At 50.3% G+C, this 20,800-nt stretch carries 11 protein-coding genes; 2 read left to right on the top strand and 9 right to left on the bottom strand.

Annotation, left to right across the window (positions count from 1 at the left end):
- Positions 1 to 4: 4 nt before the first annotated feature.
- The 3 genes from citC to CKQ54_RS16610 are packed head-to-tail and all read right to left on the bottom strand — an operon-like array spanning position 5 to position 3,372.
- Positions 5 to 1,099, bottom strand: a complete 1,095-nt coding sequence (citC, locus tag CKQ54_RS16620; RefSeq protein WP_120161338.1) for a [citrate (pro-3S)-lyase] ligase — start codon at positions 1,097 to 1,099, stop codon at positions 5 to 7.
- Complete coding sequence (locus tag CKQ54_RS16615) at positions 1,086 to 1,973, bottom strand: fumarylacetoacetate hydrolase family protein (RefSeq protein WP_120161340.1); 888 nt, start codon at positions 1,971 to 1,973, stop codon at positions 1,086 to 1,088. The genes citC and CKQ54_RS16615 overlap by 14 nt, the downstream gene beginning before the upstream one ends.
- Before the next feature lie 34 nt (positions 1,974 to 2,007).
- Positions 2,008 to 3,372 (bottom strand): 2-hydroxycarboxylate transporter family protein, encoded by a 1,365-nt coding sequence (locus CKQ54_RS16610; protein WP_120161342.1) that lies wholly within the window; start codon positions 3,370 to 3,372, stop codon positions 2,008 to 2,010.
- A gap of 369 nt (positions 3,373 to 3,741) precedes the next feature.
- Here CKQ54_RS16610 and CKQ54_RS16605 point away from each other — a divergent pair, with 369 nt between their 5' ends.
- Positions 3,742 to 5,394, top strand: coding sequence for an ATP-binding protein (locus CKQ54_RS16605; RefSeq protein WP_120161344.1), 1,653 nt, complete (start codon positions 3,742 to 3,744; stop codon positions 5,392 to 5,394).
- On the top strand, positions 5,394 to 6,080 hold the full coding sequence (locus CKQ54_RS16600) for a response regulator (protein WP_112289895.1): 687 nt from the start codon (positions 5,394 to 5,396) through the stop codon (positions 6,078 to 6,080). Before CKQ54_RS16605 ends, CKQ54_RS16600 begins: the two co-directional genes overlap by 1 nt.
- Before the next feature lie 9 nt (positions 6,081 to 6,089).
- Here the strand turns inward: CKQ54_RS16600 and CKQ54_RS16595 are convergent, their stop codons facing one another.
- The 6 genes from CKQ54_RS16595 to CKQ54_RS16570 form a co-directional block, all read right to left on the bottom strand.
- The gene (locus CKQ54_RS16595) at positions 6,090 to 7,520 is read right to left on the bottom strand and encodes an EmmdR/YeeO family multidrug/toxin efflux MATE transporter (RefSeq protein WP_120161346.1); all 1,431 of its coding nucleotides are present in this window, start codon (positions 7,518 to 7,520) and stop codon (positions 6,090 to 6,092) included.
- Positions 7,521 to 7,753: 233 nt separating this feature from the next.
- A complete protein-coding gene (locus tag CKQ54_RS16590; RefSeq protein ID WP_120161347.1) occupies positions 7,754 to 9,202 on the bottom strand; it encodes an AMP nucleosidase in 1,449 nt (482 codons plus the stop codon).
- A 119-nt stretch (positions 9,203 to 9,321) separates the two neighbouring features.
- On the bottom strand, positions 9,322 to 10,641 hold the full coding sequence (gene shiA / locus CKQ54_RS16585) for a shikimate transporter (protein ID WP_120161349.1): 1,320 nt from the start codon (positions 10,639 to 10,641) through the stop codon (positions 9,322 to 9,324).
- Positions 10,642 to 10,874: 233 nt separating this feature from the next.
- Positions 10,875 to 13,565, bottom strand: coding sequence for an AAA domain-containing protein (locus tag CKQ54_RS16580; RefSeq protein WP_120161351.1), 2,691 nt, complete (start codon positions 13,563 to 13,565; stop codon positions 10,875 to 10,877).
- An 89-nt stretch (positions 13,566 to 13,654) separates the two neighbouring features.
- Positions 13,655 to 14,353 (bottom strand): RluA family pseudouridine synthase, encoded by a 699-nt coding sequence (locus tag CKQ54_RS16575; RefSeq protein WP_120161353.1) that lies wholly within the window; start codon positions 14,351 to 14,353, stop codon positions 13,655 to 13,657.
- Positions 14,354 to 14,528: 175 nt separating this feature from the next.
- The gene (locus CKQ54_RS16570; protein WP_120161355.1) at positions 14,529 to 20,432 is read right to left on the bottom strand and encodes a DUF3320 domain-containing protein; all 5,904 of its coding nucleotides are present in this window, start codon (positions 20,430 to 20,432) and stop codon (positions 14,529 to 14,531) included.
- Between the last annotated feature and the right edge of the window lie 368 nt (positions 20,433 to 20,800).

Genomic DNA, 20,800 nt, shown 5'->3' with positions numbered 1-20,800 from the left:
GCAGTTAACAAAGTGAGGGTGAAATAGTGAGTGAGTCGTCGTGCGTCGTTTCAACCGCCGCCGTGACGCAATAATGCTGTTTCAGGTGCGCATAAGTGCCGGGCGGAACGATGTCGCGTATACGCGCCAGCTGCTGCGTTTTGAGCAATGCGCGCACTTCGGATGCGGAAATGGCTCTGCCGCTGGCATGGCGTTTCCGTGGCAATTCGATAACGCTCAGTGGCGGTGAGGCAGAGCGGCCCGGCGTTTCCAGCCAGTCATGCATGTCGCAGTTGTACTGATGGGTGACCGGACAAAAAGGCTCGCTGCCGATAAACCGATGGGTAATGCCCAATGCCGGAGCGATGTACTGACGAAAAATCAGCAAATCCATCACGCTCCATGCCTGATTGACCAGCCCGGCATCCTTGAGGAAATAACCGGGGAAGGTCGCGCGCGAAATCAGATATTCCGAACCGGCATGTACGGTCACGTTAGGCAAATCCGCGACGCCCTGACGCACCATTTCAAGCCGTTCCTGAAACGGGAAATACGACACGTCTTCGCTGACCACAAACACATGCAGCCAGTCACAAGTGGCGGCCGCCTGTTCTGCCAGATAACGGTGACCGAGGGTAAACGGATTAGCATTCATCACCACCGCACCGATACGCTGACCGTGGTGAAGGTGACGTTGCAGCGAACGACAGTAATGGCTGATACCCACCGGTGTGTTTTCCATCAGTACGGCCACATCATCCCACTGCACCAGCGGATAAAATCCGCAGCCGCGAAAACGCGCCAGATTGGCAGGGCGGGTATAGAGAAACAGATGGAAATTACCGCGCTGAACCGCCAGGTTCTCAACTTCACTGAGCAATCTGGCGCTGAGATTTTCACCGCGCCAGCCGGACGCGACGGCGACGCATTTAATAGTGTTACTGACCAGACCTGCGCAGCCGACTACATGGTGGCCTGAACAGGCCACCACAAACTGTTCAATGTCATCATCCATGCCCAGCTGACTTTGCTGAAGCAGGGCACGAATGTCCTCAAGCATGCCTTTTGGTGGCTTGCTGACAGAGATGACGTGAAAGTCAGGCGTATTACGACTGAACATAAGCCGGGCTCGCGTGACGATGGGGGGCAACCTTTATGTCTGCGGCGACAATCACATTGCTCAGATGACCAATCTTTTCGATTTCCACTTCAATGCGGTCGCCGGGTTTCATAAACAGCGGCGGCACACGTTTTTTGCCCACACCGCCGGGTGAACCTGTGATGATCACGTCACCGGCATGAAGCGAGGTAAAGGTGCTGATGTATTCAATCAGTTCAGCCACTTTGTGGATCATGCTGCAGGTGTTGTCGTCCTGCACCATATTGCCGTTGAGCCAGGTACGGATTGCCAGCGTATGCGGATCGGGGATTTCATCGGCGGTGGTCATCCACGGTCCAAATGCCCCGGTCTGACGCCAGTTTTTACCGGCGGTAAACCACGTGTGCTGCCAGTCGCGGGCGGAACCGTCCATGTAACAGCTGTATCCGGCGACATGCGACAGGGCGTCTTCACGTGCGATATTTTCCCCCGCAGAACCGATAATCACCGCCAGTTCACCTTCATAGTCAAACTCAACGGAACGGCTCGGTTTGATGATGGGGGATGCATGACCTGTCTGAGAGTCAGCGAAACGCACAAACAGCGTCGGTGCCGGATTATGCTGATCAAACTCTTTGCGCTTTTCGGCGTAGTTCATGCCGACGCAGAGAATTTTCTCCGGATTCTGAATCACCGGCAGAAATGTAATGTCGGCGAAGTCCAGATCAGCGGGCAGGGCGGCGAGTTCCTGAGCCTGCGACAGCGCATTGCCCGCCAGCAGGGCTTTGAGATCCGGATAACGCTTTCCGAGATGACGACCAAGGTCAATGATGCCTTTGTCGGTCGCGATGCCGTAGGACTTGCGCCCCTGATAGATATAGCTTGCCAGTTTCATATTAGGTCCTGATTTAAAGAGATTTCACACAGTCTCAGACGAGGAAGTTGCCGAGCACCAGCAGCGACACGGAGACATTGATCGCGCCGCCGATGCGGGTGGCGATTTGCGCAAATGGCATGAGTTGCATACGGTTACCGGCGGTCAGGATCGCGACATCACCGGTTCCGCCCTGACCGCTCTGGCAGCAGGAGACAATGGCAACATCAATCGGGTGCATACCAATTTTCTTGCCGACGAAGAAACCGGTCGCAACCAGCGCCGCAACGGTGCTGACGATGACCAAAAGATTAGAAAGGGTGAATGCGGCGACCAGTTCATTCCACGGTGTGATTGCCACACCCACGGCGAACAGAATCGGATAGGTAACAGATGTCTGGAAGAATTTGTAAACCACCTGAGAACCTTCCAGCAGGCGTGGTGAAACGCCGTGCGCCAGTTTCAGCGCAACCGCTGCAAACAGCATGCCGACAGGTGCAGGAAGACCAATCAGTTTGTGTAACAGCATGCCCACCATATAAAGCAGAACGGCCAGTAACGCGCCTGCGGCAATGGTGGTGACATCAACTTTACCGCCGGTGCTGCTCAGTTTGCTGCTGTCAGCGGTGGCATTTTTGGATGTCGGCATCAGCTGGCCTTCGCCGGTCAGATGCGGATAGCGTTTACCTAACTGATTGAGTGAGCCGGAAATAACGATAGCGGTCAGACCACCCAGCATGACGATTGGCAGAATGCGACCCAGCGCCACACCCTGATCCATATGCAGTAATGCCGCGTAACCGATGGAAAGCGGGATAGCCCCTTCACCGACGCCACCGGCCATAATCGGCAGGATCAGGAAGAAGAAAATCTGGAAGGGTTCCATGCCCAGCGCCAGGCCAACGCCCATGCCGGTTAACATGCCGACCACTTCACCGCACAGCATCGGGAAGAAGATGCGCATGAAACCCTGGATCAGCACTTTGCGATCCATGCTCATAATGCTGCCGACGATAATGCAGCAGATATAGAGGTAAAGAATGTTGGTGCTTTTATAGAACTTAGTGGTGGATTCCACCACAACGTCCGGCAGCAGGCCGTAATAGACCAGTGCGGAAGGGATAAAGGTGGCGCAAATCGCCGCCGCGCCCATCTTGCCGATGAAAGGCAGACGCTTACCGAACTCACCGCAGGCGAAACCAAAGAACGCTAAAGTAGCGACCATCACCACAATATCGCTGGGCAGTTTTCCATCAAGGCAATCAATGGCGATCAGCACGCCAGCCATGACAAATAAAGGCAGTGGAATAATACCGATCTTCCAGGTGTCGAGAATATGCCACCATTTTTCTTTTAATGAGAGCTGTTTTGCGGGTGAAGATCCCGCGGGAACAGAATAGGTGTCGTCGGTTGTACTCATGATGAATCCCCTGTGTCAATTTGTGCAGGGAGTGTAAGAGAGATAATGCCCGCTAATATGTGAGGTGCCGCAAATTAGAAACGGTATTTTAAAGGAGTGAAAGGTTTTTATGGTTTTAATTAAATTCATAAAGTGGCTGAGTTTATTTTTTCGTGGTTTTTATGGTGTTATTTGTAATTATAATATTGCTGTTAATTTATGGTGAAATAACTGTTGTGAATTATGTATCTCGCCACCCGCGGCTTGCTTTGGCGGGCGATGTTCTGCGGCACGCCTCGCAACTTTTATTCTCCACTCTGACTGGAATACCGCCCGGTGATAATATCCCTGCACTGTTATTTATATCACTGTTTGTTTACAGGTTGCCTGATGCGGTTTCGGCCTTCTTTTCAGATAAAACTTTTTACTTATCTTGTTATGTTATTTATGGCGCTGTTTTCGATAGTGGGTATTTATTACTATCAGGATATTCAGAGACAGTTGTATGAAGATATGGGTATTCGTGCAAAAGTTCAGGCAGACGAAATTGCACTTATTCCCTCATTAATAAACGCAGTTGAAAATAAGGATATTTCAGCAATTAACCATTTAATGAGGAATGTCTCTGCACACAGTGATGCCAGTTATATGGTGATCGGCGACGGGAAAGCGATGCATCTGTTTCACTCCATCGATGCCGACAGGCTGGGGTCAACGCTGATCGGCGGGGATAACAAAGAGGTGCTGGCCGGTAAAAGTACCACCACTATCAGGCTGGGAGGCGCCGGATTGTCATTGCGCAGCAAAGCACCCATCCGCAATGCTGAAAATCAGGTGATAGGTATCGTCTCGGTCGGGTATCTGACCAGCCACATTAATAGCCTGACGCTCGAGAAAGTGATCAGCATTTTACTGGCGGCGGTCACTTTGCTGGTGGCATTGTTTACCTTCTCCTGGTTTTTCTCCCGCTCGATCAAAAAGCAGATGTTCTCGCTGGAACCGCGCGACATCGGTCTGCTGGTGCGTCAGCAAAAAGCCCTGATGGAGTCTATCTACGAAGGCGTGATCGCCATTGATGACCAGTTTCGCGTGGCTGTGATCAACCAGGCAGCCAAAAAATTACTCAATCTTGAGGCGCCGTCGCGTGAATTGCGCGGTCTCCCGCTTCAGCAGGTCATCGTTCCGGTCGGCTTTTTCACTCCGCAGGTGATGCTGGAAAAAGATATTCACGATGAAATTTGCCTGTTCAATAACCTGACGGTGATCGCCAGCCGGGTGCGGATCATGCTGGAAAATCAGCTGCAGGGTTGGGTAATTACTTTCCGCGATTGCAGCGATATCGACCGGCTCAGCATCCAGCTCAGTCAGGTGCAACGTTATGCCGATAACCTGCGCATCATGCGCCATGAACAGCTTAACTGGACGGCGACGCTCGCGGGTTTGTTGCATATGGGGCGTTACGATGAGGCCATACGCTACATCGAGGCGCAATCAGAAAATGCACAGGAAATACTGGATTTTGTCTCGGCGCGTTTTTGCTCACCCAGACTGTGCGGATTACTTCTGGGCAAATATGCCCGTGCCCGGGAAAAAGGCGTCGTGCTGGAGTTTGACCCGGCCTGTGAGATAACCCGGTTGCCGGCAGCACTGAGTGAAACTGAGCTGATGTCAGTTATCGGAAATCTGCTGGATAACGCCATTGAAGCTACGTTGCTGCGCGGTAGCGAGGCAGGGCCGGTCGAGGTGTATATCGTTTGCAGCAAAGATGAACTGGTGATCGAAGTGGCAGATCACGGAGTGGGTATTACGCAGGAACGGCGGGAAGACATATTTTCGATGGGGGTGACTTCAAAGCCGGAAGGGGATCACGGCCTGGGGCTGCATCTGGTCGCCAGCTATGTCAGCCATGCTGGTGGCAGTATTGAGGTTTCCGACAATCCGCCAACCGGTGCTGTTTTCTCTGTTTTTATCCCCAACGGTAACGGAGTTCCAGGTCATACAGCAGAGTACCTTCAACCGGAAAATACGGAAGTGAGTAAATGATGCAAGCTGAAATAATTGACGTAATGATTGTGGAAGATGAAAACCGGCTGGCACAGCTTTATGCCGAACTTATAGACAATCATCCCTGGCTGAGACTGGCGGGTGTAGCAACAACGTTGCGGGAAGCCAGAGAGCTTATAGAAGCAAAACGACCGCAGCTTCTGCTGCTGGATAACTATTTACCTGACGGTCAGGGCATTTCATTAATTGAAAATGACCTGCTTAAAAAGACCCACTGTTCGGTAATCTTTATTACTGCGGCCAGTGACATGAACACATGCAGTCAGGCGATCCGCTGCGGGGCTTTTGATTATATTTTAAAGCCTGTGTCGTGGAACCGGCTGCAACAATCGCTGGAGCGTTTTATTCAGTTCAGCCAGACACAGCGTGCCTGGAAAGTGGTGGATCAGCAAAACGTCGACAGTCTTTATCAGCTACAGGCAAAGGATTTTACACAGAAAGCAGGCAATAAAGGCATCGAGGAAAATACGCTGAATCTGGTTGAAGGCATCTTTATCCAGGAGGGCGGGCGTTGCTATTCAGTGGATGAAGTGGTCAGTGAAACCGGTTTGAGTAAAACCACCGCCCGGCGCTATCTTGAACATTGTGTGCAGAAAGGGGATTTGAAAGTCGAAATGCTGTACGGGAAAATTGGCCATCCCCGCCGGATGTACCGGCGGGCGTAGCAGTCAAAACTATTCGGTTCTTTTCGTTTTCGGATATTTCCACAGCCAGCGACCGCTCGCCATGCGCCAGTAAAAGAATATCCCGCGCACGATCCAGTCGAGGAACATCCCCAGCCAGATACCGACCACGCCAAAACCAAGAACAATACCGAGGAAATAGCCCACCACAATACGACAACCCCACATGCCGAGCATCGATACGTACATGGTAAAACGTGCGTCGCGTGCGCCTTTTAGTCCTGCAGGTAATACCCAGGAAGCGGCCCAGAAAGGCATAAAGGCGGCGTTGAGCCAGATGAGGATTTTTACGACGTCGATAACGTCTTGTTCATTGGTGTAAAACCGCGCCAGCAAACCGGCAAACGGCACGGAAAGGAACGCCAGCACGCAAAGCCCGAAAGTGGATAACCAGAAAATGTGGCGCAACTGGCGCTCGGATTGGGCAATTTGCCCTTTACCCAGGCGCGTACCAACGATGATGGTAGAAGCTGACCCCAGCGCATTCCCCGGCAGGTTGATCAGTGCGGCAATCGAGAAGGCAATAAAGTTACCGGCAATGACATTGGTGCCCATGCCCGCCACAAAAACCTGTGTCAGTAATTTACCACCGTTAAACAGCACGGATTCAATACTGGCCGGGATACCGATGCCCAGCACTTCACGCAAAATATTGGTATTGAGTGGCAGGAAATAGCTTTTCAGGGAGATTTTCAGCGAAGGGTTGAAACCGACCATCAGCACAACAATGACCGCAATCGCACCGATATAACGGGCGATAGTCAGCCCCAGACCGGCACCAATAAAGCCCAGACCGTGCCAGCCAAAACAGCCGTAAATCAGCACGCTGCTGATCACCAGATTGAGGATGTTCATCCCGCCATTCAGTAACATCGGGATTTTGGTGTTGCCCGCACCCCGCAGCGCACCGGAACCTATCAGCGCGATGGCCGCCGCCGGATAACTCCAGCTACTCATTTGCAGATAAGACAGCGCCAGTTCTTTGACTTCCGGCTCCGCATTTCCGGCGATCATGTCGATAATCACATGCCCGGAAAATTGCAAAAGTATGGCCAGAAGCACCGCGAAAACGGTCATGATGGCCAGCGACTGACGGGCAGCAGCGCGGGCGCGTTCATGGTCGAGTTTTCCCAGGCTGAAGGCAACGACAACGGTCGTCCCCAGATCGACCGCCGCGAAGAATGAAATCACCACCATGTTAAAACTGTCGGCCAGCCCAACGCCCGCCATCGCTTCCTTACCCAGCCAGCTGACCAGAAAAGTACTCAGTACGCCCATCAGCAGCACGCAGGCATTCTCAAAAAAGATCGGGACAGCGAGGGGCGTTATTTCGCGCCAGAACAACGTGCGGTAAGAACGCCGTTTCGGATACCAGGGCGTGCGCTCGATGGCTTTGCGCAAAGAGACGATGACGTTTTGCAAGAGAGTTCCAGTGTGGAAGAAAGTAGAACAGCGTTTTAATTTATGATGGTAAAAGACTCCGCAATATGCAAAGTCTTTTTAAGGAAATCCTTAATTCCCCGTCATATTTCGTGCCGCAGATGCGCTGACTGCGTTTAACAACCCGAATCACTGACTTAATGTCAGCTCATCGGGATTATCAAACTTGCCGCCTGCCTGCAACCTGAACTATTCAGGGGCGTTCAGGGTGATTATCAGCGGAAAGGCGGCTCATTAAACGTGCGCAATTTGCGTGAATGCAGATGATCGCCTTCGGCGCGCAGCAGGTCGATAGCGCAGATGCCAATTTGCAGATGTTCTGAAATGGCGCCTTCGTAGAATTTGTTCGCCTGGCCCGGCAGTTTGATTTCACCGTGCAATGGCTTATCCGATACGCACAGCAACGTGCCGTAAGGCACACGGAAACGGTAACCTTGCGCGGCAATTGTCGCACTTTCCATATCGACGGCTACGGCGCGGCTGAGATTAAAGCGCAGTGCCGACGCGGCGTAACGTAATTCCCAGTTACGGTCATCGGTGGTCACAACCGTACCCGTGCGCAGCCGTTGCTTCACTTCCTCACCCGGCATTCCGCTCATCTTTTTCGTTGCGTCGTAAAGTGCGCGCTGTACTTCAGCGATGCTTGGGATAGGAATATCTGGCGGCAGAACGGCATCCAGAACGTGATCGTCACGCAGATAAGCGTGTGCCAGAACATAATCCCCAATCGACTGCGTTTCACGTAATCCACCGCAGTGACCAATCATCAGCCACACGTGTGGCCGTAAGACGGCAAGGTGATCGCAAATGGTTTTGGCGTTCGCCGGGCCCACGCCGATATTCACCAGAGTAATACCTGAGCCGTCGCGAGCAATCAGGTGATAGGCAGGCATCTGATGCTTTTTCCAGGCCAGATCTGACACTGCCTGTTCCGGATTCTGCGTCTCTGCGGTAATGAACACACTGCCCGCGCAGGCCAGCGCCTCGTAAGGACTTTCAGGATCGGCAATCTGCGCGCACGCCCAGCTGACGAATTCATCCACGTAGCGGGTGTAGTTGGTGAAAAGTACATACGGCTGGAAGTGTTCGATCAGTGTGCCGGTGTAATGACGCAGGCGCGCCAGCGAGAAGTCTGCCCGCAGGGCATTAAAATGCGACAGCGGGAAGATATCGCCGGGATAGCTGAGACCATCTGCGGTTTCATCGCCAATTTGCGACAGTTCAGTGGTCGGGAAATGCTTCGCCAGACCTGCGCTCATTGAGCGGTCAAGCATCAGATCTGAGCCGTCAATCACGTAGGAATATGGGATTTCCTGCTGGGAAGGGACGACTTCAATTACCGCTTCATATTCTTCTTCCAGCAGGGACAGCTGCTCGAGCAGATAGTGACGGAACAATTCAGGGTGCGTGATGGTGTTGGCATAACGGCCGGGATGGGAAAAACGACCATAGGCGCGGGTCGGGTTTTTAGCGGGCGTTACGCCGTCCCAGGTGACACGTAATTCCGGGTAAACAAACAGCCCGGCGGCACGCGCACTGATGTCAGGCAGTGTCCCCTCAACGATGAAGTCTTTAATCGCCACCCGCAATGCGGCCACAGAGCTGTTATACATCTCTTCGAGCTTCTCAATCGCCTGTGAAGCGGTGAGGGACTTGTTATCCATACGTTTTCCTTTATGCTTCGTTCGTCATCATTCACTTTAAATATGGCTTGTCTGCGCGGTGCCGCCAATGTTTTATTCGCGCAACTGTTCCGGATGATGCTTTTTTAACAGGTGGCGGTTCAGTGCGGCTGAGACGTTTTCATAAACATCGCCGTGAGGGCCGAGAGTACACAACCGGCCATCAGATAGATGGCGACAGAATGCCATTCTCCTCCGGAGAAATTCAGCAACGCAGCGGCAATAAACGGCGTAAATCCACCGCCCACCACGCTGGCGACCTGATAACCCACACCCGCACCGCTGTAGCGGTAACCTGCGCCGAACATTTCCGTGAACATCGGTTGCTGGACGCAGACCACCATATCGTGGGCGATATTTGCCAGCAGCAACGAGAAGATCACTACGCCGATAATGGAGCGGGCGTCCAGCGCCATAAAGAACGGGAAGGCGCTCAGTGCGCCAACGAGTGCGCCGGTAATGTAAATGCGGCGACGCCCGTAACGGTCTGCAAGCCAGGCAAACAGAGGAATTGTCAGGCAACTGATACCGCCGACCAGCAGTCCGATATTCAGAAACAGTTCACGCGACATCCCAAGGTTGTGCGTCGAATAGTTAAGTGCGAACGCGGTGACAATGTACATCGTCAGCAATTCACACAGGCGCAGGAGGATGATTTTCAGAAATGCGCCGGGATGGCGAAACAGTGCTTCGAATACCGGTAAGCGTTTTTTTGCTTCTTTTGGCTGCTCTTCCTGAGCGCGTTCAAACTCGACCGACTCTTCCATACCGTTACGTACCCACAGCGCGCCGAGTACCAGCACAACACTGAACAGGAACGGCAAACGCCAGCCCCAGCTCATGAACTGCGCATCCGTTGTCAGGCTGCTTATCAAAGACACCAGACCGGTTGCGAGTAACAGGCCGACGCCATACCCCATCTGAATACCGCTGCTGTAGAAGGCTTTTTTCCCGGCAGGCGCACTTTCGACGGCCAGTAACGCTGCGCCGCCCCATTCACCCCCGACGGCAAACCCCTGAATAGCGCGCAGCGTGACCAGCAGCGCCGGAGCCCACCAGCCAATCGTCGCAAAAGAGGGGAGAATACCGATGCACGCGGTGGCGATGCCCATGATCCAGACGGTCATCATCAGCATCCGTTTGCGGCCCAGACGATCGCCGAAATGGCCGAAGACAATGCCGCCGAGCGGGCGAAAGAGAAAGCCGACGCCGAAAGTAGCAAATGCGGCGAGCGTGCCCATTGCCGGGTCGATTTGCGGGAAGAACTCGCTGTTAAACACCAGCGCTGCGGTGATGCCGTAAAGCAGAAAATCGAACCAGTCTACGACTGCGCCAACGAAGCTGCCCCAGGCAGCACGGCGGGCACGGTTATGTGAAATTATCTCCTCATCGGGGCGGGGGGCGGTGAGCATGGAGTCCATAATTGTCCTGTCTGTTCCTCAGATTTCTAAACTTTTAGTTATTAGCGTTTTTGTTTATTAAAACAGTTAAGCGGGTTCCATCTGGCGCACAGCTAAATAAAACCGCTACTGAGACTACAGCCTCAACCGTCAGGTTAAAAACGCTTTTGCAAAGTGAAGGGTAATTTAATGCGGGGAGCGGTAATTTACGAATGGTTGGTGTGGGGCGAAATCGCCCGGACCAACCGGACGTATTAACCTGCCAGCTGTACGCTATTTTCCTGCATGCTTGCCAGGATAAACGCGGCAATTTTTGCCTCAATCTGGCTGTCGACAGTTCTGAGTCTCAGCAAAGTGATGCCGCTCTTATCCAGAATCGTTGCTTTTAAGGCATCACGTTCACTTTGTTCAGGCGTTTCGTGATAATGACCATCAACTTCAATGACTGCGAAAGGCTGTTTTCCAACACGGAAATAAAAAACGAAATCACAGCTTGCACCTTGTGCCATAAATTCTTTCTGGCGTGGGTCAAAACGGTCATCGAAATTTGTGACCAGTTGCCTCAGCAGGATCTGCTTGTGGACAACAATCGCGCGGTAAGTCTCGTGCTTAAGTATATCTTTAATGAGTCTCATGGCGATTTGCTCAGAGCGATAAGTTGAATCCTCCGGGTCAAGTCTGGTATTTAAATTTTCTAAAGAATGGTCGTACTCTTCATAAAGTAAATCAAAGGCGCTCACGACCGGGCTGTGATGAATATTGGGTTCATTGGCGTAGTAGGTCATATAACGCACGAGCGCAGCGATATGCTTATTATTGCCCGCAAAGACATTCTCACCGGTGACTAAGGTGAAATGCTTTTGCGCCCGTGAGACAGCGACATTAATTAAATGCGGATCATCAACAAAATCGAGTGATCTGGTATCAGCCTTCTTGTCAATTACGGTCGAAAAAACAATCTGTTCGCATTCACGTCCCTGAAACTTATGTACTGTCGAGGTAATAAATTCAGCGGGCAGGAGGCGCTCAGACAGTGAGACTTGTGCGTTATAAGGCGCAATAAAACCGCGGTTAGCCGCGTCAGCACTCTCCATTGACAGGAAGGACTCCACTTCACGCAGATTGCTGTTATGCCGTTCATGATTACCTCTGGCGGTCACGATCAAAGAGAGTGCCGCTTCACCTTTGTCTCTTGTCATCACCACAAGCTGATTGTCATAAAATTGCTTATTACAGAAATGAATAATCTTGGGGTGGCATCGGTAATGTTCTTTTAGCAATGTCACGGGCAAATTATCGCCATAGAGTCCGAAAAGTGAGTCAAGCAAGCTCTGACTACCACAATCATAATGAGGCGCAGGGGCAAGGATATCTGTCTCTTCCGGGACGTGCGGAAGCTGTTTTCGATCCCCAACAACAATCACATTTCGGGCACAGGCAAAGGCAAGAATGCCGGGAATGATATCTTGCTGAGACGCTTCATCGATGATTATGTAATCAAGTAACGTTCCGGGAGCCAGGGAATTGATGACGGAGTGCGTGCTGCTGCCAATAATGGGATAGCGTTGGATAAAATCGTTGAATTGGTTGCGGTAGTTTCTCACTGTAAAGTCAGCGTTTTCGCCAATAGAATGGTCGAGATGCTGCTTTAAAAAAGACATCGAATCGGATGTAACACTTTTTAGCAACGCTTCGACATTATTAGCCTTAATGATTTCCTCTTTTTCGGCCAGGTTTGCACGAGACAGCTGTAAACGTGTTGAATAATAATGATGCTGAAGAGCAAAAAAGAGGATTTGCCGGTTCGCGGCAGACTTCAGTACGTTGGTTTTGAAAATGCCAAATTTGAACAGCAGGGAGAGACGGTTGCGCCAGCCGGGCTTCCCTTGCGGCAGGGAGCGAAGAAATGCCATCAGGTCGGTAATCTTCCCTGGTTTTAGCCGGTAGCGTTTTATATCTGGCAGAACACCGAACCCCTGAGTCTGAAGCCAGCGGTTCAGGTAATTCTCTTCGATGTTTAATTCATCAATCTCGGCGCGCAGTTTTGCCACTTCATTTTGCATACTTAAATGATTTTTAAGACGCAATGTTTGTTCTGTGAGAACGGCTTTTTCTGGAGCAGGATCGGTCTGAGCTGCTGGTCTGGAAGGCTGTGCATCGAAAAATTGCTCGCGCTTCTCTGTACTGCCGAGCTTTGCCACCACATAGTCCAGCTCCACTTTAGCGAGCTTTTCATACACATTTGCTACTGCAGTATTGTTATTCGAGACAATAGCCACGCGCCCATTTTGCAGCAAAATATTCGCCAGGATATTAAGAATAGTTTGGGTTTTTCCTGTCCCCGGCGGCCCTTCAATAACCGATATTTGTGAACTAAACGCTTTTTCAACAGCCTGCATCTGGCTTTCGTTCAGCCCAAAAGGATAAATGAGGTTTTCAGGGGCACGACGTGGCGCATTTTCACCACAGCAATAAGACTCCAGCACGGTATCAGGATGGGCGATGATTTTATCTAATTGCCTGACAGTGTTTTGCGGGATATTTTCTTTGCCGGAGCTGGCCTGTCGCGAACGTTGTTCGGCCACGTCACGCAAGTATTTGAAGACGTTACCTTGTTTCAATGGGGACTCGTTGAGTAGTTCAACATCTGCACATTTATAAATCCAGGGACGTGCTGAATCAGCGTAGGTAATCAGCGCATATTTATTGCCAATGATTTGCGCACTCACGATACGCTGCGCATTTGGCTGTCCCCGTTTTACCAATATTTTACCACTTGCATCGACAGTCGGTTCAATGTGAGAGGCACTTAGCGGGCGTGTATATTTTTTTCCAGAAGGGAAATGGCAGGTGAGCTGAATGCAGTCGTATTTATCTGAATAAAAAAGTGTCCAGTCGACTATTTTTGCTGTTTTATCTTCCCCATCCACTATGACCGTTACCATTTCTCTCTCCCTGAGTTTTGCGAGAAAATACTATACACCCCAATGAGATAGGGGTGAAGTCAGCAATTTTCAGAGGGGAGTATTCTCATTCAGAACGGGCTGGCATTGCGGGCTTCTATCCGCTCCAGGCTGACAGGGTGTACAAAGTGCAGTTCGCTGGCGTGCAGCATCAGCCGCGGAGTCTGTTCTGTGCCGGGCAGCAGGCGGCCGCCATACAGGTCACAGCCCAAAATAGGATGACCCATCTGCTGGCAGTGGATGCGAAGCTGGTGAGTGCGCCCGGTTTCCGGCATCAGCTGAACCCGTGTTAACGGCAGCGACGTTCCGTCCTCCAGCTCATGATAAAAGCGCTCAACCACCTGATAGCCGGAGCGGGCAGGCTTACCGTTGACTGCACAAATCGACATCAGCGGGAACAGCGCCGGGTCTTTGGCAATCGGTGCGTCTATCACCCCTTCATCATCTTGCAAATGCCCGCAGAGCAGTGCGCTGTAGATTTTAGTCACGGCGCGCTGGCTGAACTGCTGGCAGAGGGCAGCATTTATTGCTTTATTACGGGCGAGCACCATCAGACCAGAAGTGCCGAAATCCAGACGATGGATCAGGGTGCAACCGGGGAATAGCCTGACCAGCCGGTGATGAACAGAATCCAGATTTTGCGGATTTTTCCCCGAGAGGCTAAGTAGTCCGGAGGGTTTATTGATAAGCACCAGATGCTCGTCCTGAAAGAGGATCTCAATCGTTTCATGGCACGGCGGGGCAATAAAGGTATCAATAATCGCAGACATCAGACTAACCGGCGGAAGAGTGGGAGCGGATGATAACGAATTTTAAAGCAGGTGGCGACCTGTCGGGCAGGTGAAGAGTGAAACACACCAAAGCAAAACGCCCGCTTAAGTTTCCTTAAGCGGGCGTTTCTGGTCGGGCTCAGTCAGTAATTAACCCTGAGAATCCAGTAAATTATCAGAGTAAAGATTCAAGCTTTTGTCTTGCCTGAGTCGTCAGACGTTTAATGCCGAGTGATTTAGCCATTTCAGCAATCTTGTTCTCTCCACTGGTGTCCAGCGCCAGCGCGCATAGTTCTTCGCTGGGAATGGCATCAACCAGCCGGATATCATGTTCCGTTGCTGGCAAGCGATAGCTATTCCAGTCGGCACGCTGGCCGGCAGATAGCCAGACAAAATTCTCGCCATAGTGATCGGTAGCAATATGATAGTGCTTATCGACGACTTCCATTACACGTTCCCGGATCAATCTGCCGGCCCGGTTAAAACCGTGAACCCTGGAAATCCGTTGTATTAACGTGGTTTCAAGAACAGGTGATTCCGTTGTCACTACGGCTTCAATGAGATCATTGAGCGTTTCATTGTATTCAGGGTCATAAAATTTCTCGGCATTAGTTTTGCTGCTCCATTCCTGCAAATCATTGATCTTGTACTTACCCGCAGGGGAGATTTTCGCAATATCCGGGACGACAGAAGAGGCATATTTTATGGCAGGCACCGGGCTGCCAATATCGTCATTTTCCGCCTCCTTTTGCCTGACACTCTCAATGGGTGCTGCAATTTCTTCATCATTTGCCACAGGTGAAATCAAACTTGCGACAGGAGTTTCTTCTTTGGAGGCTGCATCTTGACTGATTTGAATCTTGAGTTGGATCTCTTCTTCCAATTTCACCGCTGCTTCGACTTCAGCGATCCGAACTGCTTCGTCTGCTCTGGACACCTCCAGCAGTGTGTTAATGGCTAAATCAAGTCTCTCAAGTGCGCCTTCTTTATCAATCCACCATTCAGTCGACCAAAGACGAAGTAATTTCCAGCCAAGATCCTGAAGAATTGCGCTGCGAACTTTATCGCGATCACGTGCTGTCGCTGCACTGTGGTAAGTTGCGCCGTCGCATTCCACGCCCACGAGATAATCACCGGGCTTATCCGGGTGAACAATCCCTAAATCAATTCTGAACCTGGACACGCCAATCTGCGGAACGACCTGCCAGCCTTTTCGTCTCAAACCGTTAGCGACAGCTTCCTCAAACGGTGAATCATAGCCGCCAACGGAACCCCGTACAGCCTGTGCCAGTGCAACAGGGCCGCGGTGGGCAAATTCAATAAAGTGTTTGAGATCTGCCACTGCTCGTGCACTGGTTCGGTTGAGATCGATAAGAGAAGGATCGAAGGAGCTGAATACCATCATTTCCTGACGCGCGCGGGTGACGGCAACGTTGAGCCTGCGCCAGCCACCATCGCGGTTTAATGGGCCAAAATTCATTGACATCGTATTGGCACCGGGCTCGGTTGGACCATATCCGATGCCTAACATAATTAAGTCGCGTTCATCACCTTGAACGGTTTCGAGATTTTTAACCACCACTGGCTCTTCTCGTTCCGGCTGGAAGAAAGGCTCAATTTGAGGATGTATTTGCCGGGCACGGTCAAGCAGGTCACTGATGAGTTTTTGCTGTTCAGTGTTCAGGGTGATAATACCAATCGATCTGCCTGACGAAATGAAGCTTTTATCTGTCAGTCGTTTTACAGTTTCTGCGACAATCGCTTCTGCTTCAGCCTGATTATGGCGGCCTTTCCCTTTGGAATAGACGCCTTCAACTTTTTGCCAGCGTACTGCGCTTTGCCTGGTTTCGGACGCGGGGAATGTAATCAGATTACTGTCGTAATAACGATGGTTGGAGAACGTGATGAGGCTTTCGTGGCGACTGCGATAGTGCCAGTTAAGTTTGTGGTTGAAGAGACCCGCAGCCAGACACTCATCCAGAATGCTTTCCATGTCTTCTTCAGTATTATCATCTGTTTCATTTGCTGCGCGGTTGAAAAAACTGGTCGGTGGCATCTGTCGTGGATCGCCGGCGATGACCACTTGTTTTCCACGAGCCATTGCACCGATAGCATCCCACGGAGATATCTGCGATGCCTCATCAAAAATAACCAGATCAAACAGCGCCTGATCTGAAGGTAAGAATTGAGCGACAGATAGGGGGCTCATCAGCATACACGGAGCTAGCTTTGACATCGCATCACCCATTTCAGCTGCCATTTGTCGCACCGGTTTATGACGACGCGATTTTTGCAGTTCATGTTTGAGCAGGCCAAATCCCCCATGTTTTGCTATCTCATTTTTAGCGGGGATCACACCACAAAGACGAGCGCGGATATAGCGCACAGTTAATCTGGCAAGGTGATCAATATGATGACGATAAGTCTCAATGTCGCTCATATGTTCAGCGGGTACAAAATTATGCAGTGTCGGCTCTGAATCTATCATCCAGGAAGCAAACCACCGGCAGTAAGCCGTTTCAAAAATCTCCGTCGCGCTGATATCTGAAGTGTCGAGATAGATGAGTGAGTTAAGCATCGGCGATAAGCCCTGAGAAATAGCTTCCTCACGGACACGGCTCCAGTCGCTCCATGCTTTCAGTCCTGTCTGGTGCTGAGAGACGCCTAATGCACAATCCCGCAGCTGTGAGAGTGACAGGTTTTCTTCTGATGGTTTTATTAGCTGGCAGAATCGTACCTTTGCCTCATTTAGCTCAAATAACGCTGTACGAAGGTTTTGGGTTAACGCGGCAACTATGCCCTGCGGACCAAGCAGGTCATTGGCATCAATGAGCAGTGTTTTAATCGCTTCTCGAATCTCTGCAAGCTGTTGAGGAGTAGATGCAAAGGTTCCCAGTTTATTGCGAATATCTTCAGCTATTGCCAATGTGCTTTGTAATCTTATGACATCCGTGTTTATCCCATCCCATCCTGGCAAGGCTGTCGTCATAGCATTTAAGTCGCTAAGGCGTTGCAATAAAGACTGCAGCATAACGATGACCGGCAGGTCCGTTGACAAATTAGGGGTGGAGTTAAGTGAGTGTTGTGTAATAACGCCTGCAATTACTTGCTTACGCGCACGGGTAGCTAAGAACCAGAATTTCTTTTCAGCGAGCTCAAGGGCATTTCTGATTTGCTGAACGTCAACGTATTGCCAGCCATCGCCCGGATAATCGACGGATAACCGAGCTTTTACTGTCTCCAACTCCCTTAGTATACTGAATGCAGTGTGAGCGGATTCAACAAGGTCAGTGGCATTTGGAGCGAACATAAAGCTGAGATTCATACCACCAGCTTTAGACAGTAATTCGCAGAAAGAGGTCAGTTGCTTGAGTTTGGTTGGTTCTTTCGAACCTAGCATTATTCCCGTTGCCTGAAACAGTTCATCGGCAGCATGCTCAAGTTCATCGATAGAACCGGGCAGAGTTTTTGCCTCTGCGACAAGTGATGATTGCCATGCATTTGTCCAGTCTGTTTGTGCAATCAGAGCAAAGTGATCACCGTGCTGTTTACTTGCATTACGGTTCAGTTCCAGACGTTTAGCAATCTGCCTGAACTGTTCCATTTGCTCTAAGGAATGGAGTGTATTTGCTGGCCACGTGAAATGCGGGGTTGCCTCAGTGGCGTCTTTGATGACCCGACCCATAGCCTGATGCAATGAGAAGCCATTTGGCCAGCGCAAATGGAGCAGGCGGACGACTTCGTTGAGTTTGTCCCTAAGGTTTTGAACCTTACTTGTCTCTTCTTGCCATTCGCCGGCTGTAAGCATATCGCGCGTATCCCAGGCGCGTTCAAGCTGTTTAAGAAAATCCATCTTCGAAGTTTTGCTTGAATGTAGTTCAAGACAAAACTCACCCAGCCCTTGTGATTCCAGCCGGCGATAAACCACGTCCAACGCTGCTTTTTTCTCAGCAACAAACAATACACGTCTGCCAAGCGCGAGATTGTGCGCAATCATATTGGCTATCGTTTGCGATTTACCGGTTCCGGGAGGCCCGTCTAGGACAAAGTCACGCCCTTTGGCTGAGGCGACAACGGCGGCTATTTGCGATGAGTCTGCTGGCAATGGAAGGAAGAGGTCTTGCGTATTGACTGCGTTATCCAACTGCTCGACGCTGATAACTTCTCCGCTCTTCTCAAGAACAACGTTTTCTTTGCCACGTTCGATGAGATATTTAACCAGCGGGCTTTCCATCAACTGAGGCGAGCGGTCAACGAGATCTTTCCACATCAGATATTTAGCAAATGAAAAGGTACCAATGACGACGTCCCGGCTGACTTCGAATCCAGGAATATCACGCACTGCACGGCGTACTAAGTTCCAAATTCCATCTACATCAATACCACTTTCGTCGGTTGGCAATTCTCCATCCAGCCCGTTAATTGTCAGGGCGAAATCATTTCGAAGTAACTCAAGTAATGTCAGATTGAAGCGGGGCTCTTCTTCCAGCAATCGCATGGTAACGCCTGAAAGGGCGCTTCTGCGATCAAGCTGAATAGGCAGTAAAATGAGTGGTGCAGAATAACTTTTAGGGTCATCTGCTGATTTTTTCCATTTCAGAAACCCGACTGCCAGAAACAGCGTATTAGCTCCACCTTCTTCCAAATCGCTTTTTGATTTGCGATATAGATCAATCAGAGATGATTCAAGGCGTTCTTTATCAAGTGGTGAGACCACTTCGCCGCGTTCAAGTGCTTGCTCGACGAACTCATCCTGTAGGTTTTCATGGGTCTGCTGCTGATATAATTCAGCGTCACGGATGCCCATTTCAAGATCTGGCAAAGATACAATTCTAAGGCGTTTACCTTCCGCAAGTTTATCTTCGAGATAACCCGGATCAGCGCATACAAGTTTTATCGCTTTGGCACTCTCGGGTAAATGCAGAAGGCGGTTGCGTGTTGTTAAATCTAAAAGTTTACGTTGCCATTGAACCAGACGGCCGACTGATTCTTTATCTTCAGATGTGTCGACATCAATATCAAACGAAGGCAAGAACGGCGCATCTTCAAAACCGTGGGAGATGATTTGTTCAGAGTCGCTATGGTCTGGGGATGTGCTCGTACCGAGTGCAAGCGGGCGAATTTTTTGCATCCGCGCACGGCGTGTATCTATTGCTGCGTGGAATTTATCCTCAGTAAAATGCTGCAATGCTTCATCAGAAGTCTGAGTAAAAGAAGCCGGTTGGGCTTTGGTGGCCAGTGTTGTTTCAAATACAACCATCTCTTTCAGGTCGATGCGTTTTCTTACTGCGGAGACATCTTCAGTCACTAACTGCGCAAATTCTTGCGGTTGCAACCATAAGCCGGCAAAGGCGTGGCCTTCGGTGAGAAATACAAGTGAATTGAGGCCTAACTGCTCTAATGCGGATGCGAATAATAACGTGGTATCCAAACACGTTGCGACTTTGCCTTCGATAATGGCACCTGGCGTACGAATTTTCTGACCGTTACGCTCAAAGCTTGCCGGTGGAAGGGCGTAGCTGATATTCAGATTACAGATTGCAGTCCAGAGCGCAGATGCAATTTCCCAGACACGAGTTCTGGATTTACTTTCGTAACCATCCAACCCTTCATTTTTACCTGCACTTCGCAGAACATCGGATGTCGCTTTGAGAATCCGGTCCACGGCGGGATCGTTTGGCATAATAAAAGAGGGCAGCAATTCCACCATTGCCTCTCCACCCCATTCATTTTTTGCCAATGCTTCAAGTGGATAGCATTCAGTAAAAAGTTCTTCGTCGCCATGACGCAAACATAGTGTGACTTCACAAACGACACTTTCCGTTAATTCGGAGAGCCATTCTGCATTGAGCTTAACGTCCCGTTCCCGGATATCAACCGAGGAGTTTGGAAGTAAACGGTCAATTTTCCATTGTTTTGCTTCCAATACTGCAGGCGATGTTTGCAGATGTAATGTCAAATCCTGAAATGCTTGCTCCGATTCATTATGCAAGACAAGTTCACGTAATAGAGGAACCGCATTTTGATGTGATGTGAATCCCAGCTTACGTGCGACACTAACTTGTGCCTTAATACTCATATAAATGCTTCTCCAATGAGGATTATCACTAAAGCATTTAAATAAGATCAGCGCCTAGTGATTAAGATATCAGGTTTAGAAAGGGCGTTGATTAGGCTAAAAAGTAAAGAAAGGCAACAGTAATTTATTCTGCAGAACATTTGCCTGATGTGTGAAAGAAAGTCAGCAAACGCAGGTACAGCATGCCATGTCTATCCGAAGGCCATACGCACTTATGAACAATCTGAGTTTCCCGTTACAGTAGAGTATTAAGCAACGCTAATCTATAGGCTTGTGAAATCCGCCCATTATTGTTTTCAATCTCATTAATAGAGATCAATTTTCTTAGGGCTACCTCTCCATAAGCCTTTTCTCATGCAGAGATGATA

Source organism: Rahnella variigena (assembly GCF_003610915.1).
In the GTDB taxonomy this organism is placed as follows: Bacteria; Pseudomonadota; Gammaproteobacteria; order Enterobacterales; family Enterobacteriaceae; genus Rahnella; species Rahnella variigena.
The sequence above is the reverse complement of the archived record's forward strand: the minus strand, read 5'-3'. Positions and strand labels throughout refer to the sequence as shown.

Excerpts from the sequence above, each read along its gene's own strand:
- CKQ54_RS16615 (WP_120161340.1), bottom strand. The coding sequence starts at position 1,973 with ATGAAACTGGCAAGCTATATCTATCAGGGGCGCAAGTCCTACGGCATC.
- CKQ54_RS16570 (WP_120161355.1), bottom strand. The coding sequence starts at position 20,432 with ATGAGTATTAAGGCACAAGTTAGTGTCGCACGTAAGCTGGGATTCACA.
- CKQ54_RS16605 (WP_120161344.1), top strand. The coding sequence starts at position 3,742 with ATGCGGTTTCGGCCTTCTTTTCAGATAAAACTTTTTACTTATCTTGTT.
- CKQ54_RS16575 (WP_120161353.1), bottom strand. The coding sequence starts at position 14,353 with ATGTCTGCGATTATTGATACCTTTATTGCCCCGCCGTGCCATGAAACG.
- citC (WP_120161338.1), bottom strand. The coding sequence starts at position 1,099 with ATGTTCAGTCGTAATACGCCTGACTTTCACGTCATCTCTGTCAGCAAG.
- CKQ54_RS16600 (WP_112289895.1), top strand. The coding sequence starts at position 5,394 with ATGCAAGCTGAAATAATTGACGTAATGATTGTGGAAGATGAAAACCGG.
- shiA (WP_120161349.1), bottom strand. The coding sequence starts at position 10,641 with ATGGACTCCATGCTCACCGCCCCCCGCCCCGATGAGGAGATAATTTCA.
- CKQ54_RS16610 (WP_120161342.1), bottom strand. The coding sequence starts at position 3,372 with ATGAGTACAACCGACGACACCTATTCTGTTCCCGCGGGATCTTCACCC.
- CKQ54_RS16590 (WP_120161347.1), bottom strand. The coding sequence starts at position 9,202 with ATGGATAACAAGTCCCTCACCGCTTCACAGGCGATTGAGAAGCTCGAA.
- CKQ54_RS16580 (WP_120161351.1), bottom strand. The coding sequence starts at position 13,565 with ATGGTAACGGTCATAGTGGATGGGGAAGATAAAACAGCAAAAATAGTC.